The following is a 25,604-nucleotide window of genomic DNA, read 5'->3' as shown; positions in this document are numbered from 1 at the left end:
CTATCTCGCCGGGAGCCGGCGGTCTTCGCGGGCGCGGCGGGCCGCGATGCGGGCGTCCGTGCGGGCCTGGCACAGCGCCACCGCGAGCCGGGTCCCCACCACCAGGACCGCCACCGCCGCCACGACCACCTGTGCTCCGGTGCCCATCCGGCCGCTCCTTCCCGGCTTGCGCCTGTTCCCCTCATGACACCACCCGGGGCCCCGCGCGACCGGCCCGGCGGACCCGGGTGGGGAAATCCCTCACGACCGCGGCCGGCCCGTCCGCCGTTCGAGGAACCTTCTCCCCGATTCGGCGTCTTTCCGCCCTCGGCACCCCGCCTGCGGCCGAAACTGGACGTCCGTGATCCCCGGCCGATCGGGAGCAGACCATGAGCACCGCCGTCGTCGTCGGCAGCGGCCCCAACGGGCTCGCCGCCGCCGTGGCACTGGCCCGTGAGGGCGTCGAAGTCACCGTGCTCGAGGCCGCCGGGCGGATCGGCGGTGGCGCCCGGTCCACCGAAGCCATCCGGCCGGGGCTGCTGCACGACGACTGCTCGGCATTCCACCCGATGGCCGTCGGCTCGGCCTTCCTCGCGCAGCTGGGCCTGGACCGGTACGGCCTGTCCTGGGCGTGGCCGGACATCGACTGCGCGCACCCGCTCGACGGCGGCGACGCGGCCCTGCTGCACCGGTCCGTCGCGGCCACCGAAGCCGCCCTCGGTGCCGACGGCGCCCGCTGGCGGCGGGCCTTCGGCCGTCCGGCGGCGCGGTTCGACGCGCTGGCCGAGGACATCATGGGCCCGCTGCTGCGGTTCCCGAAGCATCCCTTGACGCTCGCGCGGTTCGGCCTGCCCGCGGCCCTGCCCGGCGCCGTCTTCGCGCGGCTGTTCGCCACCGAGCGGGCGCGGGCGCTCTTCGGCGGCATCGCCGCGCACGCCTTCCGGCCGCTGCACCACCCGATGACGTCGGCCATCGGCCTCGGCATCATCGCGGCCGGGCACCGGCACGGCTGGCCGGTCGCCACCGGCGGGTCCGGCTCGATCACCACCGCGCTGGCGAAGCTGCTGGCCGACCTCGGCGGCCGGATCGAAACCGGCGTGCGCGTCACGTCGGCGACGCAGCTCCCGCCCGCCGACGTGACGCTGTTCGACCTCGCCCCCGGCGCGGTCGCGGACATCCTCGGCGACCGCCTGCCGCCGCGGATCGCCCGCGCCTACCGCCGGTACCGGCACGGGCCGGGCGCGTTCAAGGTCGACTTCGCGGTCGAGGGCGGCGTGCCGTGGGCCAACGCGGACGTCCGCCGGGCCGGCACCGTCCACTTGGGCGGGACGTACGCCGAGCTCGCCGCGGGTGAGCGCGAAATACACGCCGGGCGGCTGCCCGCGCGGCCGTTCGTCCTGGCCGGGCAGCAGTACCTGGCCGACCCCGGCCGTTCGGCGGGCAATGTCCATCCACTGTGGACGTACGCGCACGTGCCGCACGGCTACCCGGGCGACGCCACCGAAGCCATCATCGCCCAGATCGAACGGTTCGCCCCCGGCTTCCGCGACCGGATCGTCGGCACGGCGGTCCGCTCGGCCACGGAGATGGCGGTGTACAACCCCAACTACGTCGGCGGCGACGTCATCACCGGGGCCACGACCGTCCGCCAGCTCGTGTTCGGGCCGCGGATCACGCTCTCGCCGTACGACGTCGGCGTTCCGGGCATGTACCTGTGCTCGGCGGCGACCCCGCCCGGCGCGGGCGCGCACGGCATGTGCGGCGCCAACGCGGCCGCCCGGGCCCTGCGCCACCTCCGCCGCACCCGGCGGGCGTGACCGCGTCCGCACTTCCCCCGATCAGGTTTCCGCCGATCGCTGATGGCCCGCGGGCCGGGGCGCGCCATACGCTTGTCCCATGGCCGCGCCCGGTGGGGACACCCGGGCGGCCGGCCCCACCGCCGGGCCCGCGCGTCCGTACACCCCCAGGACGGACGCGCGGGCCCGGCATCCAGCACACGACCCGCCGAAGACCGGGGTGCGTTCGCCGCACCCCGGTTTTCGGCATGCCCGAAGCCGGGGCGCCTTCGGGAAGGCACCCCGGCTCGGTTCAGACCCCGGCCAGCCCCGACCGGTAGGCGCAGATCGCCGCCACCGTGCGGTTGGGGACGTTCAGCTTCCGCAGGATGCTCAGCACGTGGCTGCGCACCGTCGTCACCGAGATCCCCAGCACGTCGGCGATCTCCTGGTTCGCGCTCCCCGAAGCCAGCAGCAGCAACACTTCCAGCTCCCGCTCGGTCAGCAGCTCCCGCAGGTGCCGGGCCCGCGGCCCGCGCGGGTTGCGGACCACCGTCTCGGCCAGCGCCGCCAGGTACCGCGGCGGCGCGAACCAGTGCCCCGAAGCCACCCCGCGGATCGCGGTGACGAGCTCTTCGGCGGGGCTGGACGTGAGGACCACGCCCGTCACGCCCCGCGCGAAGAGCCCGACGACGTGGTCCTCGGCCGGATTCGCCGTGACCGCGAGGATCCCGCCGACCGCGACCGAGCCGAACCGCTCGGCGAGCACCGGCAGCTCCGGGGTCGCCGCGTCGACGATCCCCACCGCCCGGCCGGCGGCGCTCGCCCGGGTGCACAGCTGGTCGCGGTCCACCACCAGCTCCACCGCGGCGATCTCCGGCGCGTTGGCCCGCAGCCAGCGGATGTTGTCCGCCGGGACGCTGAACGAACCCGTCACGAGCACCGTGACGCCGTCGCCGCCCGTCATGTCAGGCCAGCGGGTGCGGGTTCGACAGGAAGAGCATCATCGGCTCCTCCGACTCGTCGTAGCCCGCGGACGTCGCGATCAGGAACTGCACGCGCTTGGCCTCCGGGTGGTGGGGCACCTGGTGGGTCGCGTAGTTCAGCAGGGTCAGGTACGGCACGGAGACCTGGACGTCCTCCTTGCGGTCCTTGAGGTCCGGCTGCATCTGGATCAGCCCCGACACCGCGTCGGTGACGACCTTCTCCGCCCGGCGGCCCGGGTACCAGAAGAAGTGCTGCCACTTGCGTTCCTCGACCTGGCAGTACTCCTTCCACGGCGTCACCTCGCCTTCGGGCAGCTCGTCCCGGATCAGCAGGTGGTAGTCGTGCATGCCGGGCCGCGGCGCGAAGAACCGCCAGTCCGGGATGAGCGAGCCGGTCGGGTCCCACTTGCGGATCTTGTCGAACTTGCGGGTGGGGTCCTGGCTGAGGGTGGTGGCGACGAGCCAGCTGCCGAGGACGCCGTAGAGGGCGAATCGGGCGCCGGTCGCGGCGAGGGTGCGAGTCGAGGTGCTCACGGCTGTTCTCCCGGGGGTTCGGCTTCGGTGGCTTGGGTGGCTTGGGTGGCTTCGGTGGCTTCGGTGGCTTCGACGGGTTTCACGGCCCGGCCCGTGCGGGCCGCGTCGACGACTTCGAGGACGGCCGCGGTCACGCCCCTGGCGGACCCGGCCGAGCACAACATCCCGAGGTGGGTGGCCCCGGGCAGGGTCTGCTGCACCGACACCGCGGACATCGCCGCGAGCTCGCGCTGCAGCTCGCCGTGCACCGGGTCGGCCTTCTCGGTTTCCTCCGCGGTCACCACGAACAACGGCGTGTCGGCGGGGAAGGTGGTCGCGCGGATCTCGTCGACGACGTGCTCGAGCCACCCGTCGATCTCCGCGTCGGAGGCACTCCAGTTGCGGGTGGTCATCATCCGCGCGACGGTCGTGTTCTTCTCCCGCTCGGCGAGGCCCGCGAGCTGGCTGCCGTCGTCGACCTTGCGGAGCCGGTTGCGGCCGAAGCGGGACCAGAACAGGCTGCTGCGCACGCTCGCCCGCATCAGCGGCAGGCCGAGGCGCTGCCGGGCCGAGCGTTCGAGCTGCTCGGGGTGCGCCGCGTCGACCAGCACCACGCCCGCGACGCGGTCCGGGTGGCGCTGGGCGAAGGCCCGCAGCAGCATGCCGCCGTAGGAGTGGCCGACCAGGACGAGCGGGCCGCGGACGTCGAGCACCTCGAGGAGCCGCTCGAACTCGCCGGTGATCCGCTCGGCCGTCCGCGGCCGCTCGCCGGCCTCGCTCCAGCCGATGCCGGCGCGGTCGTAGGAGATCGTCGGGACGGACTCCGCGACCGCCGCCTGGATCCAGCTCCACATCTCCAGCGGCGAGGACAGGCCGCTCTCGAAGACCACGGTGAGCCCGGGCGACGGCGTGCCCATGCGGCGCACGTGCACCTTCCGGCCGTCGACGTCGACGAGCTCGCCGAGCCCGGGCAGCTCCCGGTCGTCCTGGCGGGTCCGCACCCGCTGGTAGACGGCGCCGGCCGCGAACGGCACGGCGGTCAGCACCCCCGCGGCCGCGGACAGGCCGCACTTGAGCGCGAGCCGGTTCATGAGTTCCTCCCTGCGGTGAGCACGGTGGCTTCGGGCAGCAGCTGCGTCGCCACCAGACGCCGGTACAGGTCGTCGCCGGCCAGCAGCGACTGGTGGTCGCCGATCGCCCGGACGCGCCCGGCGTCGAGCACGACGATCCGGTCGGCTTCGACCACAGTGGACAGCCGGTGCGCGACCGCGACGACCGCGCGGTCCCGCGCCACCTCGGCCACGGCCTTGCGCAGCGCGAGCTCGGCTTCGGCGTCCAGCTGCGACGTGGCTTCGTCCAGCAGCAGCACGTCGGGTTCCAGCAGCAGCATCCGCGCGATCGCGATCCGCTGCCGCTGGCCGCCGGAGATCGCCGCACCCGACTCGCCGACCTTCGTCTCCAGCCCGTCTTCGAGGCCGTCGACCCAGTCGGCGAGGTGGGCCAGCTCGACGGCGTGCCGGATCTGCGCGTCGGTGGCGTCCGGGTTGGCGTACAACAGGTTCTCGCGGATCGTGCCGTCGAGCACCGGGGCGTCCTGTTCGACGTAGCCGATCCGGCCGCGCAGGGTTTCCAGGTCCACCGACGCCACGTCGACGCCGCCGAGCCGGATCTGCCCCTGGCCCGGCCGCCACAGGCCCGCGGCGAGCGAGAACAACGTCGTCTTGCCGGTGCCCGACGGGCCGACGACCGCCGTCAGCCCGCGTTCGAGCGCGGCGAACGAGACGTCCTTGAGCACGGGCTTGCCCTCGGCGTAGCCGAACGACACGGAGTCGTACTCCAGCACGGACGAGGCGAAGACCGGTTCGGCCACGGCGTCCGGGGTGGGCGTCACGCGCTCGTCCGGCAGGTCGAGCAGGCCCTCCACGCGCTGTCCGGCGGCCACGCCCAGCTGGATCTGCGCGAAGCTGGTGAACAGCGTGATGAGCGGCGTCAGCATGTAGAACAGGTAGAGCAGGTAGGAGGCGAACCCGGCGGTGTCGAGCGCGCCGCTGGCGATCCGGGCCGCGCCGAAGGTGAAGACGACGGCGAACGAGCCGTGGATGCCGAGGTTGACCAGCGGCGTCATCGCGGCCTGCAGCCGCACCGCCTTCATGTCGGCCGCGGTGGCGTCCGCGGCGTGGGTCAGCACCAGCTCGGCTTCGCGGTCCTCGGCGCGGCTGACCTTCACCGTGCCGATCGCGATCAGCGCCCGCTGCAGGGCGGCGCCGAAGCGGCCGACCGCCTCGCGGTTCTGCGCCATCGCCTTGCGCACCTGGCGGGCGACGAAGACGCTGCCGACCGCGGCGACCGTGAGGCAGGCGACCGTCACCAGGGTGAGCAGCGGGTCGATGAAGACCATGAAGGCGACCCCGCCGACGACGAGCACGAGGCTCGCGGCGATGTTCATCATGCCCATCATCAGCGACCCGTGCAGCAGGTCGGTGTCGGCGACCGCACCGACGAACAGGTCACCGCGCTGGCGTTCCCGGTGCGCCTTGATCGGCGCGCGCAGCAGCCGGTGCACCACGGAGCGGCGGCTGTCGAGGACCAGCAGCGCGCCGCAGCGGCCGAGCAGGTACATCTCGATCACGCGCAGCACGATGTCGCCGAGGAACAGCGAGACGAGCAGGACGAGCGTCCCGGCCGCGAGCGTGCGGCTGGTGAGCGCTCCGACGACGTCGCCGACGACCATCGGCTGGATCAGCGACACGATGGCGCTGGCCAGCCCGACGATGCCGGCGGCGCCGAGCCGGCCCCGGTAGGGGGCGAGCAGGCGCAGGACGGTCCGGGTGCCGGACCTCTTCTCTTCGGTGGGCACGTTACCGCCCCGCCGTGATGCGCTTGGAGAGGTGCTTGGAGTGGTGGACGACGCTCGGGTAGGTGGCGCTGAACGCCCACAGGAACCGGTTGAGGCCCATGAAGGCGGCGTTGCCGGCGTGGAAGGAGACACCGGTGCCGAGCAGCCCGGCGGCGATCGGCTTCGGGGCGACCAGCGCGAGCGGGAAGAGCATTTCGCCGACCCACACGCCCCAGCCGCCGACGCGGGCCAGCCACGGGTACTTCTTCAGGATCTCGCCGACCTGCTTCTGGCCGTAGGTCTTGGTGCGGAAGATGCCCTGCATCGCGCTGCCGTCGCGCCAGTACGGCGAAACCGCCTTGGCGAGCCCGGCGGCGAAGTAGGAGACGACCGACTGCCCGGCGATGAACGCGGTGCAGGCCTTGCGCGCTTTTTCGTCGTTCGGGAAGAACTTGCTGGCCGCCAGCGCGGCGCAGACAACGAGGTTCACGTGGTCGGAACCGTCCGCGCCGTAGTTGCTCCGCAGTTGCATGAGGACGTTGGAGACGGCGAGGAACGTCATCGCCGCGGCCTTGGTCTGCCGATTGGTACCGGGCAGGGCGACCAGCGTCGAAGCGGTGAGCCGCAACGAAGTCAGCACCTGGATGCCCGGGCTGGTGAACACCTTGTCGAAGATCTCGCCGGTCTTGCCCCGTGCCATCCGCTTCGACCGGGTCCGCCCGATCCGCCAGCTGATGAGGCCGTCGTCCTCGACGTCCTGCGGCCGCACCAGGGATTCCAGCGAACTGAGGATGATGCCCGCCGAAATGAGCAGTTCGGTCTCGCGCAGCGCCTTGTCGACGCCGAGCATCCCGCCCGGGATGACTTCCGCCTGTGCCATGCGTCGCTCCGTTGTCGTTCGTACGCCCCGCTCGATGACCATCACCGGCGGCGAAACCGTTTTCACACGGCGGAAACAGCCTCGTCAATGCGGTGGATCCGCTGTTCCGTGAAAAACGGAAACGGCATCCGCCGAAGTGATGACCTTGCGCCGGGGACCGGCCGAAACGGCTAGCGTGGCGACGTCATGGACACGACGCTGCGCGCCGATCGGCGCTACCCGCTCACCCCGCACGTCCTCCCGAACGGGCTGCGGGTCCTGGTCGCGCCCGCGCACGACGCCGAGGTCGTCGCCGTCACGGTGGCCTACGACGTCGGCAGCCGCTCCGAGCCGCGGGGCTTCAGCGGGTTCGCGCACCTCTTCGAGCACCTGATGTTCCAGGGGTCGGTGAACCTGCCGCGCGGGGCGCACGCGCACTACGTGCAGAGCTGCGGCGGTGTCTTCAACGGCACGACCCACCTGGACTACACGGAGTACTACCAGGTGCTGCCGTCGTCCGGGCTGGAGCACGCGGTGTTCCTCGAGGCCGACCGCATGCGCGCGCCGGCGTTGACGGCGGCGAGCCTGGCGAACCAGATCGACGTGGTGGCCGAGGAGATCACCGGGGCGATCATTTCCCGCCCCTACGGCGGTTTCCCGTGGCTGCAGCTGGCGCCGCTGGTGTTCGACACGTTCGAGAACGCGCACAACGGCTACGGCGCGATCGACGAGCTCCGCACGGCGACGACGGACCAGGCGCAGGCGTTCTTTTCGCGGTACTACGCGCCCGGCAACGCGGTCCTGTGCCTGGCGGGCGACGTGTCCGCCGAACGCGGGATCGAGCTCGCCGAGCGGTACTTCGCGGACATCCCGGGCCGCCCGGTGCCTTCGCGGCCGGTCATCGCCGAGCCGGACCTGACGGCCGAGCGGCGGAGCTCTTTCGTGGACCCGCTGGCGCCGTTGCCGGTGTTCGCGTCGGCGTGGCGGGTCCCCGATCCGGCGGCCGACCTGCGCGGGTACCTCGCCTACCTGGTGCTGTGCCTGCTGCTGACGGACACGGCGCTGGGCCGCCTGACGCGCCGGCTGGTGCGCCGCGACCGCTGGGTGTCCTCAGTGGACTGTTCGCTGGGCCTGACGGGCGAGGTGTTCGGCGTCCGCGACCCGACGTGCCTGGTGCTGACGGCGAGCCCGGCCCCGGGCGGCCCGGGCACCGACGCGATCCTGCACGCGATCGACGAGGAGACGGCCCGGCTCGCCGCGGAAGGTCCGGAGCCGGCCGAGCTGACGGCGGCGACCCGGACGATCAGCGCGCAGCTGGTCCGCACGCTCGACGGCCTGGCGGGCCGGGCCCGGCACCTGGCGGTGTTCGAGCTGCAGCACGGCGGAGCGGAGCTGATCAACGAGCTGGGCCCCCTGGCGCGAGCGGTGACGTCGGCGGACGTCCAGGCCGCGGCGGCCACGTTGCGCCCGCAGCGCCGGGCAACGGTCGAGTTGCACCCGGGAGCGGCGCGGTGACTCGCGTGCGCCCGCTCGGCCGGGCACAACCGAGCGAGCGGCCGCCGGCCCCCGGTTCACCGGCCCCCGGTTCACCGGCCCCCGGTTCACCGGCCCGCCCCAAGCGCCCCAATGTGGCGTTGGTTGCGCTCAACGCACCGAACGCCACATTGGGTGCACTCAACGCACCGAACGCCACATTGGGTGCGCTCGACGCACCGAACGCCACATTGGGTGCGCTCGACGCACCGAACGCCACATTGGGTGCACTCAACGCACCGAACGCCACATTGGGTGCACTCAACGCACCGAACGCCACATTGGGTGCGCCCAACGCACCGAACGCCACATTGGGTGCACTCAACGCACCGAACGCCACATTGGGTGCGCCCAACGCACCGAACGCCACATTGGGTGCACTCAACGCACCGAACGCCACATTGGGTGCGCCCAACGCACCGAACGCCACATTGGGTGCACTCAACGCACCGAACGCCACATTGGGGCGCATCGGCACGGACCGGCGCCACCGACGAGCCGCGCCCGCTCACCCGAGCCGCAGCCGTACTCCGACCCACCTCACCCCGGGAGCCGCGCGATGACCGCGTTCGATCTGCTCGATGTCCCCGCCCCCGGCCCGCTGCGGGTGCCCGCCGTCCACGAGCGGACCCTGGCGAACGGCCTTCGCGTGCTCGCCTCCCGGCGGGCGAGCACCCCGCTCGCGGAACTCTGCCTCAGCATCCCCTTCGCGCACGCCGACGCCCCGGCCGCCGTCCTGCTCGCGGCCGCGCTCGCCGACGAGACCCGCACCCAGGACCGCGTGCGGGCCATGGGCGGTGGGCTGTCCGCGGCCGTCGACGCCGATCGGCTCCGCATCGCCGGCAGCGTGCTCGCCGACCAGCTCCCCAAGTTCCTCGCCCTGCTCGGCGCAGTCGTCACCGACCCCGGCTACCCGGCCGGCGAGTTCGCGCTCACCGTCGACAACGCGGTGCAGGGCACGATCGCCGTCCTGGCGAGCCCCGCCCAGCACGTCGCCGAAGCGCTCAACACCCGGATGTTCGGCGACCACCCCTACGGCAGGCCCGCCCCGCGCCCCGGCGAGTTCACCCGGGTCGGCCGGGACGCCGTCCGGGCGCTGCACGCCGAACGGGTCGTCCCCACCGGTGCCTGCCTCGTGCTGGTCGGCGACTTCGAGCCCGTGGCGGCCCTCGACGACGTCGAACGCGCGCTCGGCAGCTGGCCGCCGGGGCCGGCCACCCCCATGCGCCCGCCCGGTCCGTGGGTGCCCGGCCGGTCGGTCGTCGACGAGCCGGGCGTGTCGCAGTCGCTGCTGCGGATGGCCATGCCCGTCCCCCGCTACGACGCGCCGGACTACCCCGCGCTGGCGCTCGCCGCCATGGTCTTCGGCGGCTACTTCTCCTCCCGGCTCGTGCAGAACATCCGCGAGGACAAGGGGTTCTCCTACTCGCCGCGCAGTTCCCTGCTCCACGTCGACGAAGCGCACCTCGCCACGGTGTCCCTGGACGTCGTCACGGCGAACACGGCCGCGGCCGTCGACGAGGTCGTCGCCGAGCTGGCCGGGCTGGCCGACCGGCCGGTGACCACCGAGGAGCTGGACCGCGCCCGCCGCTACTCCGTCGGCACGCTGCGGCTGCGGCTGGCCACGCTGACCGGGCTGGCCGCGACGCTGGGCGAGCTCGACCTGCACGGGCTGCCGGTGTCCTGGCTCGGCGGCCAGGACGCCCGGCTCGCCGCGGTGACCCCGGACGAGGTGACGGCGGCGGCGCGCACGTACCTGGCGCCGGACCGCGCGATCACCGTCCTGCTGTGCGACGAGCGGCGCGCGTATCAGAGCGCCCAGTCGTCGTTGTAGACCGAGTCCAGGTAGCCGTCCCCGAGGTCCGGCGCGATCGCCACGGCGACCACGTCGGCCCCCGGCCGGTGCCGGGCCAGCCACCGGCGGGCGCCGCTGACGACCGTCCCGGTCGAGCCGCCGAAGACGAACCCGTGCCCGGCGAGCTCGCGGCACGTCGCGACGGTCTCGCGCTCCTCGACGACGACCACGTCGTCCACATAGGACTCGTCCAGCTGCGCGGGCCGGATCCCGGTGCCCAGGCCGGGGATCTTGCGCACCCCGGGCGGCCCGCCGAACGTCACCGACCCCACGACGTCGACCGCGACCACCACGGCGGGGTGCCGCCGGTCGCGGAGGTAGCGCGCGCAGCCCATCAGGGTGCCGGTGGTCCCGGCGCCCACGAAGAGGATTTCGAGGCCGGGGAAGGCGGCCAGGAGCTCCGGGCCGGTCCGGCGGTAGTGCGCGCCCCAGTTGTCCGGGCTGCTGTACTGGTTGAGCCACACCGTGCCGGGCTCGGCCGCGCACAACGCGCGGACGTGCTCGATGCGCGCGGCGAGGAAACCGCCGTCCGCCTTGGGTTCGGTCACCACGTGCACCTGCGCGCCCAGCGCCTGCATCATGCGGCGGCTGGACGGCGTGCAGTGCCTGTCGGTGACGCACACGAACCGGTAGCCGCGGCTGGCCGCGAGCATGCTCAGCGCCACGCCGAGGTTGCCCGACGAGGACTCCACGATCGTCATCCCCGGCCGCAGCACGCCACGACGTTCGGCGCCCTCGACCATTTCGGTCGCCGCCTTCAGCTTGATCGAGCGCGCGAAGTTGAACCCTTCGCACTTGAGGAACAGCGGGACACCCGCGCTCGCACGCAGGTCGACGTAGAGGTCGTCGCTGTTGAACTCGTGGGGGGAACCGATGATGACGGTCACCCCGGTAACGTGTCACGCCGCTCACGGTGCGCGTAATCCGCAGGACGGCGAGGTGGGTTTCGGGAATCGTGGGTTCCGGCCGGAACCGCGCGAAAAGCTCCCCCGGGGATGTCCGGGGGAGCTTTCGCCGGGCCGCTCAGCCGTTGGCGATGCCGAGCAGCGACCCGCAGGGCAGCGCGTCGGTCAGGCCGTGCAGCGACGCGGTGTTGACCTCGTGCCGCGGGTTGTGCAGCACACCCTGGTCGAACGTGGCGAAAGCCCGCCGGCCCGGGGTCTCGACGATCGCGTGCCGGGTCGCCCGCGCGGCGAAGGCACCGGCGCCGACGGCGGCGTCGACCAGCGTGGCGCACAGCACCGGGGTGTGCACCACGGTCGCGTCGAGCGGTTCGAGACCCAGGTCGGCACCGAGCGTCCGGACCGTTTCTTCGATGCGGTTCAAGGAATTCTCCTGTTCTGCGCAAGGAACGCATACCGGCGGAAGGCTAATCGCGGTTTCACCCTGCCGGACTCCGAAAACGGTGACGTTGCCCTTCACGATCCGCGTCCGCCAACCGGTGGTCAGCGGCGCGCCACCCGCCGCGCCCGGCCCCGGGACCGCGCCGACGCGAGCACGTCGTCGTCCTCGGGCTCCGCGGGTCCCGGCGCGAGGTGGGCGGCGAGCTCGCGGATGCTCGGCCGGGCGAACAGGTCCAGCACGGTGATCGGCCGGTCCAGCGCGGCGGACAGCTCGCGGTGGGCGCGCACCAGTGTCAGCGACGTCGCCCCCAGCTCGAAGAACGTCCGCAGCGGGTCCAGTTCGCCTGGCGGGACGCCGAGCAGGCCGCCGAGCACCCGCGCGATCCGCTGCTCCACCGCCGGGTCGGCGCTGCCGGTCCGCGGCCGCGGGAGCCCGCGGTCCGCCACAACCGGCTCGCGCGCCAGGCCGAGCGCGGCCAGCCCGCTCGGATCGGGCTCGTCCCACGCCGTCGCCTCGGCCGCCGCGACGAACGCGGCGAACAGGGCGTCGAGGTAGCCGTCCGGGAAGGCGGCGTCGACGGCGTCCCAGTTGATCCGCAGTGCGCCCCCGGCCTCGAACACCTGGCAGTCCAGCACGACGTGCGGGGTCTGGCTGATCGCGTATTCCGTGCGGCCGAAGCGGGACAGCAGCCGCGACGCGTCGGCGGGCGCGCCGTCCGCGGTGCGCGTGCTGCCGAGGCCGCTGGAGAACACGACGGGCAGCAGCACCTGGCGGCCGTGCCGGGCCGTGAGCTCGCGCAGTACCTCGTTGCCGTGCACCTGGGCGTGTTCGAGGTCGGCGAGCAGCCGCCGCTGCACGGCACGGGCCCGGTCGGCGTGGCTGCCCGCGACGCGCTCGACGTCCAGCAGCACGGTCGAGGTGTAGTCGCCGATCACGCCTTCGTGCCCGGCGGGCCGGTCGAACGACGTGACGACGAGGGTGAACCGGTCCCCGCCGCCGCCGGCCCGCAGGGTGTCGGCGAGCGCCGCGAGCACGAGCCCGGTCGGGGTGACGCCGTGGCGGCGGGCGTTGGCGCACAAAGCTGTCCAGCGATCGGCCGGGATCTCCGCGTGCCGCCGGGTGAAGCGGACCTTCCCCGCACCCGGCGCCCGGACGGGCAGGGCAGGCCCGTCGGCCATCGCGGCCGCGGCGCGCCGCCAGTATGCGCGCGACCGGTCCGGGACGGCCGGGCGCCCGGTGACCCACTGGCCGAAGGTGACGCGCGGCGGCGCGGGCAGCCGGGCCGGGTCGTGGTAGGCGGCGACGAGCTCACCGGCGAGGACGACGGCGCTCTGCGCGTCGCAGAACAGCAGGTCGAGTCCGAAGTGGACCCGCCAGGTCCGGTCGTCGAGCCGGCTCGCGGCCAGGTGCAGCATCGGGCCGGTCGCGGGATCGAGCACCCGGTGCGAGCGTTCGTCCCGGATCCGCCGGGCCTCGTCCGGCCGGCCCCGCAGGTCGAACACCTCGACCTCGCACGGCGGCGGGGTGGCGGAGACGGTCTGGAGGGTGTCCGGCGTGATCGTCGCGCGCAGCATGGGGTGCCGCGCGACGACGGTCCGCAGGGCTGTTGCGAGCCGCGCCGGATCCAGGTCGAGGACGTCGACTTCGGTGTAGTAGTGCGGGGCGACGGCATCCCCGAGCCAGGTGTCGACCCGGCCGACGAGGTAGGCGAGCTGCATTTCGGTGAGCGGGAACGGATCGGCGGAGTCACCGGTGCGCAACCGCACCTCGACGAGGTCGCGTCCGCCGGGGACGGCTTCTTCGACCCGGTAGCCGGTGTGCCCGGCCCAGTCGTGCAGGTCACGCAGCCACCGCCCGGCGTCGAGCAGCGCGTCGGCGAGCGGGCGGTCTTCGGGCCGTTCGAGCCGCATGGCCAGGACGAGCCCGCCGGGATCGGGCAGGCCGGCGGCCGGGGGCTCTTGCGGGGCGGCGTGGGTGCGGAGGAGGTGCTCGAGGGAGGGATGGGCGACGAGTTCGGTGAAGGAGGGCCGGACGCCGGTGCGGTCTTCGATGGCATTGGCCAGCCGCACGACATCGAGCGAGCTGGCCCCGGCGGCGATGAGGTCGAGGGTGAAGTCGACATCGCCGAGGATGGCCCGGAGGAGATCGGCAAGCGAACCGGCGGGTGCCGGGGTGGCCGCGGGCGCGGGAATCACCAAGCCGCCGGTCGGGGCGGCGGCATCGCCGAGCGCGGCCGGGGGCTCGGCCGCTGCGAGCCGGCCCGGCTCCAGCGATCCCGCCGAACCCGCAGCACCCGCGAACCCGCCCGCGGCACCCTGCCCAAGTCCCGCCGCGGCAGAAGCGGCACCCACCGCCGGTGCGCGGCGGAACGGGTTCGGCAGTGCCTTGTGATCCACCTTCCCGTTGTCCGTCACCGGCATCTCCTCGAGCAGCACGAACCGCATCGGGACCATGTACTCCGGGACCACCTCGCCCAGCCGCGCCGCCAGCTCGCGCTCCGTGCACTCCTCCGCCGGCACCACATACCCCACCAGCCGCGGCCGGCCGTCCGGGCCCGGGACCGATCCCGCCACCGCCTGGCGGACCGACGGCAGCCGGTCCAGGGCCGACTCGATCTCGCCCAGCTCGATGCGGTGGCCGCGGATCTTCACCTGGCGGTCCGTGCGGCCGAGGAACTGGATCGTCCCGTCCGGGCGCCAGCGGCCGAGGTCACCCGTCCGGTACAGCCGCTCGCCCAGCGCCGGGTGCGTCGCGAACCGCTCGGCCGTCTGCGCCGGGTCGCCGATGTACCCCCGCGCCACCCCGGCCCCCGCGATGTACAGCTCCCCCGGCTCCCCGACCGGACACGGCCGGCCGTCGTCCAGAATGTAGAAGCCCTGGTCACGCAGCGGGCGGCCGTACGGGATGCTCGGCCACGCCGGGTCGACCTCGCCGATCGGGTACGTGATCGACCAGATCGACGCCTCCGTCGCCCCGCCGAGACTCATCACCCGCGCGCCCGGCACCAGCGCGCGCAGCCGGTCCGGCAGGCTCACCGGGATCCAGTCGCCCGACAGCATCACCAGCCGCAGTGACCGGAGATCCGCCGCCGGGTCGGACTCCGCGTACTCGACGACCATCTCCAGCAACGCCGGTGCCGTGTTCCACACCGTCACGCCGTGCGCGGCGATCAGCTCGCACCAGTGCTGCGGGTCGCGCTGCCGCGCGTGGTCGGGCAGCACCATCGCACCGCCCGCGCCGAGGACGCCGAAGATGTCGTACACCGACAGGTCGAAGCTCAACGCCGACAGCGCCAGCACGCGGTCCGCCGCGGTGATCCCGAACCGGTCGGTGATGTCGTCGATCGTGGTCCGCGCCTGCCGGTGTTCGATCGCCACGCCCTTGGGCACGCCCGTCGAACCCGAGGTGAAGATGACGTACGCCAGGTCGTCCGGCCGAGCGGCCGCCGAAACACCGGGGGCAGCACCGTCCACAGTGGTCACCGCCGCGGGCAGCGGGACGTCCGGCGCGGCGACGGCGTGGGCGATCCCGGCCCGCTCGCAGACCGCGGCGATCCGGGCCGCGGGCCACGCCGGGTCGACCGGGACGTACCCGGCGCCGCACCGCAGCACGGCCAGCACCGCGACGATCTGCTCCGCCGACTTCGGCAGCGCGACCAGCACGAGGTCGCCCGCCGCCACCCCGGCCGCCGCCAAGGCCCCGGCCAGTGCCGACGCCCGGGCCGCCAGGTCGCCGTGCGACAGCGCCGTCCCGCCCGCGAGCACCGCCGGCGCGTCCGGGGTCCGGTCCGCGGCGCGGCGCAGCGGCGCGTCCAGCAGCGGTCCGCAGTCCCCGAACGGCGTGGCGGCGAGGGGCTCGCGGGCCGCGAACGTCGGGTCCCAGCCCAGGTCGGCGGCGGTCCAGGCCGCGTCCTCCTCGGCGAGCCGGGTCAGCAGCGTGTGCTCGGCGTCGGCCAGTCCGTCGAGGTAGCCGTCGGGAAACGCGGCCTCGACGGCGTCCCAGACGAGCCGGACCGCGCCGTCCTCCTCCCAGACGAGGTGGTCGAGCAGCACCTGCGGCGTCTGCGAAACGCCGAACACCTCCTCGCCGAGCCAGCCGGCCGGCGCGGTGCCGTCGCCGATGCCGATCCCGGAGGTGAACACGACCGGGTAGGCGTGGCCACGCTCGCGGCGCACCTCGACGCCGGTGTACGAGCGGTGGTCGATCGCCTCCCACAGCGTTTCGTTGGCCTGCCGCGCGTAGTCCACAAAGGACGCCGGGGCGGGCAGCGCGACCAGTGCGGTCGTGGTGAAGTCGCCGACCAGGTCACGCGCGTCCTCGGGGCGGTCGTACAGGGTCGCGTTGAGCGCGAAGGGCTCGGTCGCGCCCCACCGGTGCAGCACCAGCCCGAACGCGGAAAGGAGCACCGCCGTCGGGCTCAGGCCGCGCGCGGCGGCCCGCTCGCGCAGCTTCGCCCAGCGCTCGGCGTCGAGGCGGCACTGACGGCGGCGGAACCGCGGCTCGACGCCGTCGGCCACCGGCAGCCGCGGCCCGGAGGGCAGCGCGCGGCCTGCCCACCAGGCGCGGTCGCGGTCGCGGCGCGCTTGGTGGGCGGGGTCGGTTTCGCGGTGGCGGACGATGTCGAGGAACGCCACCGGCGACGCCGGGAGCGCGTGGTCCGGGTCGGCGACCAGCCGCCCCCACTGCGTCATCAGCAGCCGCCAGCTGGCGAAGTCGAGGATCAGCACGTCGAAGCCGACGAACACGCGCGCGCCGCCGCCGGGCAGGAGCGCGGCCCGGACGTCGAACAGCGGCCATTCGTGCGGCGCGCGCACCTGGTGGGACAGCCGCTCGCGCAGTTCCGCCAGCGCCCCTTCGGCTTCTTCGGTGCGCATTCCGCGCAAATCCGTGCATTCGATGCGGAACGGCGGCACTTCGGCGTTTTCGCGCTGGAAACCGTCGCGGCCGATCGTCGTCCGCAGCATCGGGTGGTGGGCGACCAGGCGGGCGAACGCGGATTCCAGCACGTCGATGTCCGCCGACGGCCGGTCGTATTCGTGGTACCAGAACGTGGCGACGCCGCCCAGGGCGAAGTCGTCCCCGCGCCCGGCCCAGTACGCGCCTTGGACCGGCGTCAGGGCAACGGGTTCACCCGGTCGCACCGCGACCACGGGCGCGGCCTCCGGCAGCGCCGCGACGTCGGGCGCGTCGAGGAAGTCGAGCACGCGAATCGCGGGGTTTTCTCCGAGGAACGCGGTCAGCGGCACCTCGGTTCCGCATTTTTCCGTCAACGAACGGCGCAGTTTCAGCGCTCCGAGGGATTCCACGCCGAGTTCGGCGAACCTCAGCGAGAGGTCGACTTCCCCGGGAGCCACTCCGATGAGGTCGGCAACACATTCACGCAACCACGCGGCCCCGGCCGTGGGATCGTGTTTCCCGGGCTCCTCAAAAGACCGCTCCTCAAAAGACACTGACGCGCTCCTCGCATTCACGGACACCACTCACGCGAGCGGCCGCTCCACCCTTGTCGACAACGATAACCATTGTCAACTACGCTGCGCGAGAGTGACCAAGCCCATCGGAAGGACGGGACACCCGGAAGTGACACCTCTGCGCGCCCTGCTCGCTCCGGTCCGTGTCCGGCTCCTCGCCGGCCTCGGCTGCCAGGCCGGCGCCGCGATCGCCGGGACGGCCCCGTTCGTCGCCGTCGCCGAGCTGTGCCGCCGGCTGCTCGACGGCACCCCGATGAGCGCGTTGTGGCCGCTGGTCGCCGTCGCGCTCGTGGCCCTGCCCCTCCGCGCCGCACTGCTGGTGGCGGCCTCGACGCTGACCCACTTCGCCGACAACGACCTGCAGCTGTCGCTGCGGCGGCGGCTGGCCCGGCACCTGACCCGGCTGCCGCTGGGCTGGTTCGCCGCGCACGACTCCGGCCGCGTCAAGCGCGCCGTCTCCGACGACGTCGGCGCGCTGCACCACCTGGTCGCGCACGCCCTGCTCGACCTGACCACGGCGGTGGTCGCGCCGCTGGCCACCGCGGCCTACCTGGCCACGCTCGACCCGGTGCTCTCGCTCGTCACCGTCGTGCCGCTCGGCGTGGGCCTGGCCCTGCACCGCAGGGCGATGCGGGACGTCCACGCCCGGATGCGGGAGTACCAGGCAGCCACGGCCGCACTCGGTTCGGCCGTCGTCGAGTTCTTCGACGGCATCGCCGAGGTGAAGGCTTTCGGCCAGGCCGGCCGCGCGCACCGGCGGTTCACCGAGGCGGCCGAACGCTACGGCGCGTTCGTCGCCGGCTGGGCCCGCTCGGTGACGCCCGCCATGGCCTGGAGCCAGTTCGCGCTGTCCCCGGTGGCCGTCCTGGGCGTCCTGCTGCTGGCCGGGGTGCTGCTCTCCCCCGCCGCCACGATCCCGTTCGTCATCGTCGGCGCCGGGTTGTCCGCGCCGCTGCTCGCGGTGGGCTACAGCATCCAGGACACCCGCGCGGGGCAGGCCGCCGCCGGGGACATCGCCGAACTCCTCGCCACCCCGGAACTGCCCGATTCCGGCGAAGCCACCGTCGACGGCGCCCGGCTGGAATTCGCGTCGGTGCGCTTCTCCTACGACGGCGAAACCGAGGTGCTTCACGGCATCGACCTGACACTGGAACCCGGCACGGTGACCGCGCTCGTCGGTCCGTCCGGGTCCGGCAAGTCCACGATCGCCGCCCTCGCCGCGCGCTTCCACGACGTCACCGGCGGCGCGGTCCGGCTGGGCGGCACCGACCTGCGCGACCTGCCGGTGGCACAGCTCTACCGGCACGTCGGCTTCGTGCTGCAGGACGTGCGGGTGCTGCGGACCAGCGTGGCCGACAACCTCCGGCTCGGCCGTCCCGGCGCGCCGCTGGCCGACGTCCACGCCGCCGCCCGCGCGGCCCGGATCCACGAACGGTTCCTCGCGCTCCCCCGCGGCTACGACACGGTGCTCGGCGAGGAAGCCACGCTCTCGACCGGTGAAGCGCAGCGGCTGTCGATCGCGCGGGCGCTGCTCGCCGACACGCCGGTCCTGATCCTCGACGAGGCGACGGCGTCGGTCGACCCGGAGTCCGAAGCCGCGATCCAGGAGGCGTTGTCCGCGCTCGTCGCGGGCCGGACGACGCTCGTGATCGCGCACCGCCTCGCCACGGTGACCGAGGTCGACCGGATCGTGGTACTGGACCGGGGCCGGATCACCGAGTGCGGCACGCACGGCGAGCTCGTCGCGGCCGGCGGCGGGTACGCCCGGATGTGGGCGTGCGCGGCATGATCCGCAGGCTGATCGCCCTCCTCGGCCCGGAGCGCTCGCGGCCGCTCAAGCGTGCCGCGGCCCTGCTGGCCGTCGCCGCCGCCCTCCAGGGTGCCGTGTTCGCGTTCCTGCTGCCGATCCTGCGCGCGCCGGAGGACGCGGGGCCGTGGCTGACGGCCGTGGTCGTGGCGACCGCGGTGTGCGGCCTCGCCTACCACCGCGGCGTCGTCACCGCCCGGGAGGCGGGGTACACGCTCTCGGCCCACCTGCACCGCCGGATCGGCGACCACGTCGTCACGCTGCCGCTCGGCTGGTTCACCCCGGCCCGGTCCGGCGCGCTGGGGCGCCTGGCGACGCAGCACGTCATGAGCGTCATGGGAGTGCCCGCGCACCTGCTCGACCCGCTGGTCGGCGCGGTGGTGACGCCCGCGGCCGCGGTGGTCGCGCTGTGCGCCGTCGACTGGCGGATGGGGCTCGCCGCGCTGGCCGCGGCACCGCTCGCCGTGGCGGCCTGCCGGTGGTCGGGACGGCTGGTGCGCCGCACCGACGAAGCCGCCGACGCCGCCGCGGGCGAGGCCGCGGCCCGGGTCGTCGAGTTCGCGCGCAACCAGCCGCTGCTGCGGGCGTTCGGCCTCGGCGGGCCCGGGCTGCGCCTGCTCGACGACGCCCTCGTCGCGCACCGCAACGCGGCCCGCCGGATGCTGACGACGGCGCTGCCGGGGCTGGCCGTGTTCGTGGTGACGGTGCAGGCCGCCTTCACCGCGCTCGTGCTCGTGGCGGTGTTCGCCGCGCTGGGCGGGCAAGTCGACATACCGACCACGGTGGCCGCGCTCGTCCTGGCCGTCCGGTTCACCGAGCCGATGCTCGTGGCCGCCGAGCTCGGCGCGGCGGTCCGGCTGGCCGGCGGCGCGCTGGACCGCATCGAGCGGGTGCTGGCCGAACCGCGGCTGCCGGAACCCGAGGTGTCCCAGGCGTTCGGGACGCCGTCGATCGAATTCGAGGCCGTGCGGTTCGGCTACGCCGGGACGCCGGTGCTGGAGGACGTCAGCTTCACGGTGACGGCGGGCACGATGACGGCGCTGGTCGGCACGTCGGGGGCGGGCAAGAGCACGATCCTGCGGCTGGTGCCGCGGTTCTTCGACGTCGACGGCGGCGCGGTCCGGGTCGGCGGGGCCGACGTCCGCGACTTGCGCGGCGCGGACCTGCTCCGGCGGATTTCCCTGGTCTCCCAGGACACCTACCTCTTCGCCGGGACGGTGGCCGACAACATCCGGTTCGGCAGGCCGGACGCCACCGACGAGGAAGTGCGTTCGGCCGCCGACCGCGCGGGCCTCGGCGAGCTGATCGCGCGGACGTGCGTCGGCGAGGGCGGCACGCGGCTGTCCGGCGGGGAACGGCAACGGGTCTCGATCGCCCGCGCCCTGCTGAAGGACGCGCCGATCGTCCTGCTCGACGAGCCGACCGCGGCACTGGACGCCGCCGCCGAGCGCGCCGTCACCCGGGCCCTCGACGAGCTGCGCGGCGAGCGCACGCTGCTGGTCGTCACGCACCGGCCGGCCACCGCCCGCGCCGCCGACCGGATCCTGGTGCTCGACGGCGGCCGGATCACCGAGTCCGGCGAGCACGACGAGCTGCTGCGGCTCGGCGGCCGCTACGCCGCTTTCCACGCCCGGCGCGAGAACGCCCGCGGCTGGCGGATCCCCGCCGGCCGGAACACCGAAGGAGACTGAATGTTCGAGGTCCTGGTCGTCGGCGGCGGTCCCGCCGGCCTCAACGCGGCGCAGACGCTGGGCCGCCAGCGGCGCCGGACGCTGCTGGTCGACAGCGGACGGCCGCGCAACGCCCCCGCGTCCGAAATGCACATGTTCCTGTCCCGTGACGGCTTTTCGCCCGCGGCCCTGCGCCGGATCGGCCGTGCCGAGCTCGCCGAGTACGCGACCGTGGAGGTCCGCGACGGGCTGATCACGGCGCTGAGCGGCACGATCGACGACTTCACGGCGGAGTTCGCCGACGGCACCACCGCGCGGGCGCGCCGGGTGATCCTGGCGACCGGGCAGGTGGACGCGCTGCCGGAGATCGACGGCGTCACCGAGCTGTTCGGCCGGGGGCTCTACCACTGCCCGTTCTGCCACGGTTTCGAGGCCGCGGACCGGCCACTGGCCGTGCTGGGCGGGGACTTCTCGCAGGCGATGCTGGCGCTCTACCTCGCGGACCGGTTCGCCAAGGACCTCGTCCTGTGCGCGAACGGGCCGCTGCAGGTGAGCCCGGAGCTCGAGGAGGCGGTGCGGCGCGCGGGAATCCCGGTGCGGGAGGAGCCGGTCACCCGGCTGGCGGGCGACGACGGCGACGTCACGGTCCACTTCGCCGCGGGCGAGCCGCTGTGGCGCTCGGCGGTGTTCCACCGGCCCGCCCAGCGGCAGCACACGGACCTGGCCGCCGGGCTGGGCTGCGAGCTGCTGCCGGACGGCTGCGTGCGGGTCGACCCGGCGCAGCGGACGACGGTCCCGGGCGTGTACGCGGCCGGCGACACGGCGCGCCAGGCCGACCTGCCGGGCCCGACGCCGTTCGTGATCACCGGGGCCGCGGACGGTGCGAAGGCGGCGATCTGGCTGGAGCAGGAGCTCTTCCGGGCCGGCGTGGACGTGCCGATCCCGGGCTGAGCCTTCTGGTGGAGCCCGTTCCTCGGTGGCCGAACGTGCCTTCCGCGGCCCGGGGAAAGGGCTCCGCCGACCGGCTCGGACGGCGTTTGCGCTGGTTACCGTCGAGACGCATCATCCCTTACCGCAAAGGACGTTTCCCGTGATGAGTGTCATCGAAACCGCCGCCGTCCAGCAGGTGCCCGCCGACGGTGGCGTGCTGGCGCCGCTGGACCTGTTCCGCAGCGTCTCGCCGACCAGCTGCGCCACCACCGTCGAGGGTGCGGAGCTGACCGCCCAGCTCGCCCGCATGGCGGGTGCCCACCGCGCCGCGGCCCACTGGGCCGAGCGTGCGGTCGACCTGGTCCGCGGCTTCGGCGGCAACGCGGTCGCCGACAGCGGCGTGGCCTGCGCCCCGTCGGGCAGCGTGGCGGTCACCGACCTGATCGCGGCGCGCACGGCGCACTGCTGACTCGCGCCGCCAGGGCCGCCCGGGTTCGCGCCGGGCGGCCCTTTTCGTTGCCTGGAGAACAAAAAGCCGGGCATCCCGCGCCACGCTCGACGAGACGTGGTGCGAGATGCCCGGCAGCCGAGCCGAGATCAGGCGAACGACGTGCGCAGCGCGATCAGGTCCGTGGTCGACAGCTCACCGAACGACACGGCACCCTGGGCGGGCAGGCCGGCGGCGTCGTCGTAGCCGCCGAAGCCGTGGGCGCGCATCAGCGCCGCGGCCGCGCGGTTGGCCTCGGCGTGGTTCGTCGCCGCTTCCGCGGCGCGGAGCGCGGCCCAGCCGACCCGGGCGATGTCGCCGATGAAGCAGCTCACCGGCTTCTCGGCCTCGATGACCTGGAGCGTCCGCACCGCCGGGTCCTCGGCGAACAGCTTGGCCGCGGCAGTCTCAACAAGATTCATGGGTGTGTTCCTTCGTGATTGTCGGGAGTTCGACAGGAACAGAAACTAGCGGCCGCGGAGCCGTCGCGAATCCATCAATCTAAGGGCGCGATTCCGGGAAGGTTTCCGCGAAATCAACGGACACTGATTTCCAGCACCACGCAGGTGAACGTGAAGCCGCCGCCCACCCCGACCAGCACGACCTTGTCGCCGGGCGCCACCAGTCCGGTGCGCAGCAGGTGATCGAGGGCGTACAGGTGATCGCTCCCGCCCAGGTGGCCCAGCCGCAGGCCCAGCTCGACCAGCGTGCGCTCGCGGTCCAGGCCGAGCGGGCGCTCGTACCCGTGCTCGAACGCGTTGACCCCGACGAACGGCGGGACGACCCACCGCGCCTCGGCGACGCTCGTGCCGGCTTCGGCCACCGCCGTCTCCACCACGGCCCGCACCCCGGCCACGTGCGCCTGCACCACCGACGCCGGCGTCCGCGTGCCCGCGGCGAAGAACTGGCGGGTCCGCTTGCGCAGTACCGCCGGGCCCTCGGCCGGCCGGTCCCGGAAGGGCTCGTCGCCGCGCTGGAGGCCTTCCAGGGCGGGGTCGGTCCGCGACACGCAGGACAGCACCCGCGCCTGCCCGCCCCCGCGGCCGAGGACCGCCGCCGCACCGGCGTCGCCGAGCGCGATCTCGGGGTCGACTTCGAAGCGGTCGACGGCGCTCTCGGGGAAACGGTCGCCCACGGTGAGCAGGACGCGCGCGAAGTCGGGACGTCCGGTCAGCAGGCTTGCCGCCGTTTCGATGCCGGCCGCGGAAGTGTTGCACAGCGCCGAAAACTGCATCGACATCGCGGGTGCCTCGGCCAGCAGCCGGTCGGCGACCCAGCAGGAGGCCGACCAGATGTCCAGTCCGGGGTAGGCCATCGCGCCGTGCAGGTGCGGCCCGACGGCGCCGGGGCCGGCCACGGCCAGCGCCTGCTGCCCGGCGCGCACGGCCAGCTCGGGACCGGAGAGCCCGGACCACGCCACGGACCGGATCCCGGCGTGCGCCGTCACGTGGGCCGGGGCCGGCCGCGGTTCCCCCGCGTACCGGCCGGTGCCCTGGATCCAGACGTCGTCGAACTTCACCGCAGCTGCCCTTCTTCGATTCTCAGTACCCGGTCGGCCCGCTCGGCGAGCCGTTCGTCGTGCGTCACCAGCAGGACAGCCAGGCCGCGGGCCCTGCGGCGGTCCAGCGCGTCCAGGACGGCACCGGCGGTGGCCGCGTCCAGGGCCGACGTCGGCTCGTCGGCCAGGAGGACCCGCGGTCGCGCGGCGAGCGCCCTGGCCAGCCCGGCGCGCTGGCGCTGCCCACCCGAGCATTCGTCCGGCCGCCGCCCGGCGAACTCCGGGCCGAGCCCGGTTTCGGCGAGCAACCGGACGGCTTCCGCGCGCGGCCGTCTGATCCCGTGCAGCACCCGCAGCGGGCGGCCCACGGCGTCGGCCAGCGTGCGGGCCGGGTTCAGCGCGCCGTAGGCGTCTTGGGCGAGGAGTTCCACTTCGCCGGGCCGCGGCCGGTCTCCCTTGATGAGGCCGGTGCGGGCCAGGGTGCGCAGCAGGGTGGTCTTGCCCGCGCCCGACCTGCCGAGCAGGACGACGAGTTCGCCCTCGCGCAGTTCCAGCCCACCGCCGCGGAACACCGGCTCGCCCACGGGGACGACCAGGCGCTCGACGGGTGCCGGCTGCTGCCCGAGATCGAGCACCTCGTCGGCGACCCGGGCGAGCCAGGCCCGGTCGTGGCTGACCACGACCGCGGTGCGCCCGGCGAGCGCGGCGGTGACGCGTTCGAGGGTGTCGCCGTCCAATGCGCTGGTCGGCTCGTCGAGCACGAGGAGCTCCGGGTCCCCCGCCAGCGCCCGGGCGAGCGCGACCCGCTGCGCCTCGCCGCCGGAGATCTGGTGCGGGTACCGGCGGGCGATGTCGCCGGGCAGGCCCACCCGGTCCAGCAGCTCCCGCACGGCGCGGGAGTCACGGCGTCGCAGCCCGTCGGCGACGCTGGACCCGATGCGCCGCAACGGGTCGAGCGCGGGGTCCTGGCCGAGGAAGCCGACGTGCTCGCGGCGCCACCGCCGAGCCTGGGCGGTCCCCGGGCGGATGACGGTGCCGTGGTGGGCGAGCGAGCCGTGCCAGGACGTCGTGGCCGGCGGCAGGTCGCCGAGCAGCAGCCGCAGCAGGCTGGTCTTGCCGGCGCCCGAGGCACCGGTCACGCCGAGCACGGTGCCCGTTCCGACGCGGACGTCCAGGTGCAGCTCCCGATCTCCGCCACGCCAGTGACCTTGCAGCGCTATCTTGTCCTTGTTCGACTGTCCTTTATGGATCAAGACGGGTTTTCGGGTGCGGCGGCGGCCGGCGAGGTCGAGGGTGAGGGTCACGGCGACGGCCAGCACGGCGAGGGCGGCCGCCGGGGCGAGCACGGACCACGGGTTGAGGTCGGCACCGGGCAGGTTTTCCCGCAGCATCGAGGCCCAGTCGGCAGCGGGCGGCGGCGGCCCGAACCCGAGCACGGTGACGGCGACGGCGAGCTGCAGCGCGGTGCCGATCCGCAGCCCGAGATCGCCGAGCACGGTCCCGGCGACGGCGGGCAGCAGTTCCCGCAGCGGGCTTTCCCCGTGCGCAACGGCGGCCTCGACGAACCCGGCCCGCCGCAAGGGCCGAGCGGTGGCGTGGACGACACGAGCGGACATCGGCACACCGAGCAATAACACGACAACGGGCACGGCGGCCCAGTAGGGAAGCACGACGGCCCCGACGAGGACGAGCAGAAGCGAGGGAACCATGAGAACGGCGCCACTGAGCCGCGCAAGAAGCCGTTCCCCGGCGGAGCTGGAGGCGGCGGCCAGGCCGGCGAGCGTGCCGAGGGCGGTGGTCAGCACCCCGGCAGGCAGCGAGAGGGCGAGGAGGGTGGCCCCGCCGGCGAGGGTCCTGGCGAGAACGTCCCGGCCGAGGACATCGGTGCCGAGCGGAGGTCCCGCCGGGCTCCACGGAGACCCGACGGTGGCGGTGGTGTCCGGAAGCAGGCCACTGGCGAACACGGCGGCGAGGAGGATGAGCAGGGCGACGAGGGGCCAGCGGCGTTTCATCGGCCACCCGCCCCCGGCTGGGCACTTTCACGTGAAAGTGCCGCCTCGG

The 25,604-nt window shown here is 73.9% G+C and carries 20 protein-coding genes; 8 read left to right on the top strand and 12 right to left on the bottom strand.

The annotated features are described in order from the left end of the window. A complete protein-coding gene (locus tag BLW76_RS48585) occupies positions 1-147 on the bottom strand; it encodes a hypothetical protein (protein ID WP_167384565.1) in 147 nt (48 codons plus the stop codon). A gap of 221 nt (positions 148-368) precedes the next feature. On the opposite strand from BLW76_RS48585, the gene BLW76_RS19865 reads away from it, so the two are divergent. After that, positions 369-1,796, top strand: a complete 1,428-nt coding sequence (locus BLW76_RS19865; protein ID WP_091309561.1) for a phytoene desaturase family protein — start codon at positions 369-371, stop codon at positions 1,794-1,796. A 271-nt stretch (positions 1,797-2,067) separates the two neighbouring features. Here the strand turns inward: BLW76_RS19865 and BLW76_RS19860 are convergent, their stop codons facing one another. The 5 genes from BLW76_RS19860 to BLW76_RS48580 are packed head-to-tail and all read right to left on the bottom strand — an operon-like array spanning position 2,068 to position 6,969. Then, complete coding sequence (locus BLW76_RS19860; RefSeq protein WP_091309559.1) at positions 2,068-2,721, bottom strand: response regulator transcription factor; 654 nt, start codon at positions 2,719-2,721, stop codon at positions 2,068-2,070. Position 2,722: 1 nt separating this feature from the next. After that, positions 2,723-3,274, bottom strand: a complete 552-nt coding sequence (locus tag BLW76_RS19855) for a hypothetical protein (protein WP_091309557.1) — start codon at positions 3,272-3,274, stop codon at positions 2,723-2,725. After that, positions 3,271-4,344: an alpha/beta fold hydrolase gene (locus BLW76_RS19850; protein WP_091309555.1), complete on the bottom strand. Its 1,074-nt coding sequence runs from the start codon at positions 4,342-4,344 to the stop codon at positions 3,271-3,273. The genes BLW76_RS19855 and BLW76_RS19850 overlap by 4 nt, the downstream gene beginning before the upstream one ends. After that, on the bottom strand, positions 4,341-6,110 hold the full coding sequence (locus BLW76_RS19845; RefSeq protein ID WP_167384661.1) for an ABC transporter ATP-binding protein: 1,770 nt from the start codon (positions 6,108-6,110) through the stop codon (positions 4,341-4,343). Before BLW76_RS19845 ends, BLW76_RS19850 begins: the two co-directional genes overlap by 4 nt. A 1-nt stretch (position 6,111) precedes the next feature. Then, positions 6,112-6,969, bottom strand: a complete 858-nt coding sequence (locus BLW76_RS48580) for a hypothetical protein (protein ID WP_167384660.1) — start codon at positions 6,967-6,969, stop codon at positions 6,112-6,114. Between the two features lie 186 nt (positions 6,970-7,155). On the opposite strand from BLW76_RS48580, the gene BLW76_RS19840 reads away from it, so the two are divergent. The 3 genes from BLW76_RS19840 to BLW76_RS19830 all read left to right on the top strand — a co-directional run bounded on the left by BLW76_RS19840 (position 7,156) and on the right by BLW76_RS19830 (position 10,315). Beyond that, on the top strand, positions 7,156-8,463 hold the full coding sequence (locus tag BLW76_RS19840; protein ID WP_091309551.1) for a M16 family metallopeptidase: 1,308 nt from the start codon (positions 7,156-7,158) through the stop codon (positions 8,461-8,463). A gap of 119 nt (positions 8,464-8,582) precedes the next feature. Next, on the top strand, positions 8,583-9,044 hold the full coding sequence (locus BLW76_RS19835; protein ID WP_167384659.1) for a hypothetical protein: 462 nt from the start codon (positions 8,583-8,585) through the stop codon (positions 9,042-9,044). Then, a complete protein-coding gene (locus BLW76_RS19830) occupies positions 9,041-10,315 on the top strand; it encodes a M16 family metallopeptidase (protein WP_091309549.1) in 1,275 nt (424 codons plus the stop codon). Before BLW76_RS19835 ends, BLW76_RS19830 begins: the two co-directional genes overlap by 4 nt. Here the strand turns inward: BLW76_RS19830 and sbnA are convergent. The 3 genes from sbnA to BLW76_RS19815 all read right to left on the bottom strand — a co-directional run bounded on the left by sbnA (position 10,291) and on the right by BLW76_RS19815 (position 17,130). Continuing rightward, positions 10,291-11,223, bottom strand: coding sequence for a 2,3-diaminopropionate biosynthesis protein SbnA (gene sbnA, locus BLW76_RS19825; protein ID WP_208613338.1), 933 nt, complete (start codon positions 11,221-11,223; stop codon positions 10,291-10,293). The two genes, BLW76_RS19830 and sbnA, sit on opposite strands and share 25 nt — an antisense overlap. Before the next feature lie 136 nt (positions 11,224-11,359). After that, positions 11,360-11,662: a hypothetical protein gene (locus BLW76_RS19820; RefSeq protein WP_091309547.1), complete on the bottom strand. Its 303-nt coding sequence runs from the start codon at positions 11,660-11,662 to the stop codon at positions 11,360-11,362. A 119-nt stretch (positions 11,663-11,781) separates the two neighbouring features. Continuing rightward, positions 11,782-17,130, bottom strand: coding sequence for a non-ribosomal peptide synthetase (locus BLW76_RS19815; protein WP_279627688.1), 5,349 nt, complete (start codon positions 17,128-17,130; stop codon positions 11,782-11,784). Between the two features lie 130 nt (positions 17,131-17,260). Between BLW76_RS19815 and BLW76_RS49205 the strand changes: the two genes are divergently transcribed. The 4 genes from BLW76_RS49205 to BLW76_RS19795 all read left to right on the top strand — a co-directional run bounded on the left by BLW76_RS49205 (position 17,261) and on the right by BLW76_RS19795 (position 22,027). Next, on the top strand, positions 17,261-18,940 hold the full coding sequence (locus tag BLW76_RS49205) for an ABC transporter ATP-binding protein (protein ID WP_244170218.1): 1,680 nt from the start codon (positions 17,261-17,263) through the stop codon (positions 18,938-18,940). Beyond that, entirely contained in the window at positions 18,937-20,649 is a 1,713-nt protein-coding gene (locus BLW76_RS19805) for an ABC transporter ATP-binding protein (protein WP_091319591.1), read from the top strand. Before BLW76_RS49205 ends, BLW76_RS19805 begins: the two co-directional genes overlap by 4 nt. Further along, positions 20,650-21,579, top strand: a complete 930-nt coding sequence (locus BLW76_RS19800) for an NAD(P)/FAD-dependent oxidoreductase (protein ID WP_091309540.1) — start codon at positions 20,650-20,652, stop codon at positions 21,577-21,579. Between the two features lie 142 nt (positions 21,580-21,721). After that, positions 21,722-22,027 carry a hypothetical protein gene (locus BLW76_RS19795; protein ID WP_091309538.1) on the top strand — a complete coding sequence of 102 codons (306 nt, stop codon included), beginning with the start codon at positions 21,722-21,724 and terminating at the stop codon, positions 22,025-22,027. A 128-nt stretch (positions 22,028-22,155) separates the two neighbouring features. Here BLW76_RS19795 and BLW76_RS19790 read toward each other — a convergent pair whose 3' ends face one another. From BLW76_RS19790 to BLW76_RS50445, 3 genes are all read right to left on the bottom strand, one after another. After that, positions 22,156-22,467, bottom strand: coding sequence for a hypothetical protein (locus tag BLW76_RS19790; RefSeq protein ID WP_091309536.1), 312 nt, complete (start codon positions 22,465-22,467; stop codon positions 22,156-22,158). A gap of 113 nt (positions 22,468-22,580) precedes the next feature. Further along, positions 22,581-23,564, bottom strand: coding sequence for a 3-oxoacyl-[acyl-carrier-protein] synthase III C-terminal domain-containing protein (locus tag BLW76_RS19785; RefSeq protein ID WP_143060650.1), 984 nt, complete (start codon positions 23,562-23,564; stop codon positions 22,581-22,583). Further along, a complete protein-coding gene (locus BLW76_RS50445) occupies positions 23,561-25,555 on the bottom strand; it encodes an ATP-binding cassette domain-containing protein (RefSeq protein WP_091309532.1) in 1,995 nt (664 codons plus the stop codon). The genes BLW76_RS19785 and BLW76_RS50445 overlap by 4 nt, the downstream gene beginning before the upstream one ends. Positions 25,556-25,604 lie beyond the last annotated feature (49 nt).

Source organism: Amycolatopsis tolypomycina (assembly GCF_900105945.1).
Classification (GTDB): domain Bacteria; phylum Actinomycetota; class Actinomycetes; order Mycobacteriales; family Pseudonocardiaceae; genus Amycolatopsis; species Amycolatopsis tolypomycina.
This window is presented reverse-complemented; position numbering and strand designations above follow the sequence as displayed.

Excerpts from the sequence above, each read along its gene's own strand:
- BLW76_RS19865 (WP_091309561.1), top strand. The coding sequence starts at position 369 with ATGAGCACCGCCGTCGTCGTCGGCAGCGGCCCCAACGGGCTCGCCGCC.
- BLW76_RS19805 (WP_091319591.1), top strand. The coding sequence starts at position 18,937 with ATGATCCGCAGGCTGATCGCCCTCCTCGGCCCGGAGCGCTCGCGGCCG.
- BLW76_RS19860 (WP_091309559.1), bottom strand. The coding sequence starts at position 2,721 with ATGACGGGCGGCGACGGCGTCACGGTGCTCGTGACGGGTTCGTTCAGC.
- BLW76_RS19850 (WP_091309555.1), bottom strand. The coding sequence starts at position 4,344 with ATGAACCGGCTCGCGCTCAAGTGCGGCCTGTCCGCGGCCGCGGGGGTG.
- BLW76_RS48580 (WP_167384660.1), bottom strand. The coding sequence starts at position 6,969 with ATGGCACAGGCGGAAGTCATCCCGGGCGGGATGCTCGGCGTCGACAAG.
- BLW76_RS19790 (WP_091309536.1), bottom strand. The coding sequence starts at position 22,467 with ATGAATCTTGTTGAGACTGCCGCGGCCAAGCTGTTCGCCGAGGACCCG.
- BLW76_RS19830 (WP_091309549.1), top strand. The coding sequence starts at position 9,041 with ATGACCGCGTTCGATCTGCTCGATGTCCCCGCCCCCGGCCCGCTGCGG.
- BLW76_RS48585 (WP_167384565.1), bottom strand. The coding sequence starts at position 147 with ATGGGCACCGGAGCACAGGTGGTCGTGGCGGCGGTGGCGGTCCTGGTG.
- BLW76_RS19795 (WP_091309538.1), top strand. The coding sequence starts at position 21,722 with ATGAGTGTCATCGAAACCGCCGCCGTCCAGCAGGTGCCCGCCGACGGT.
- BLW76_RS19840 (WP_091309551.1), top strand. The coding sequence starts at position 7,156 with ATGGACACGACGCTGCGCGCCGATCGGCGCTACCCGCTCACCCCGCAC.
- BLW76_RS50445 (WP_091309532.1), bottom strand. The coding sequence starts at position 25,555 with ATGAAACGCCGCTGGCCCCTCGTCGCCCTGCTCATCCTCCTCGCCGCC.
- BLW76_RS19800 (WP_091309540.1), top strand. The coding sequence starts at position 20,650 with ATGTTCGAGGTCCTGGTCGTCGGCGGCGGTCCCGCCGGCCTCAACGCG.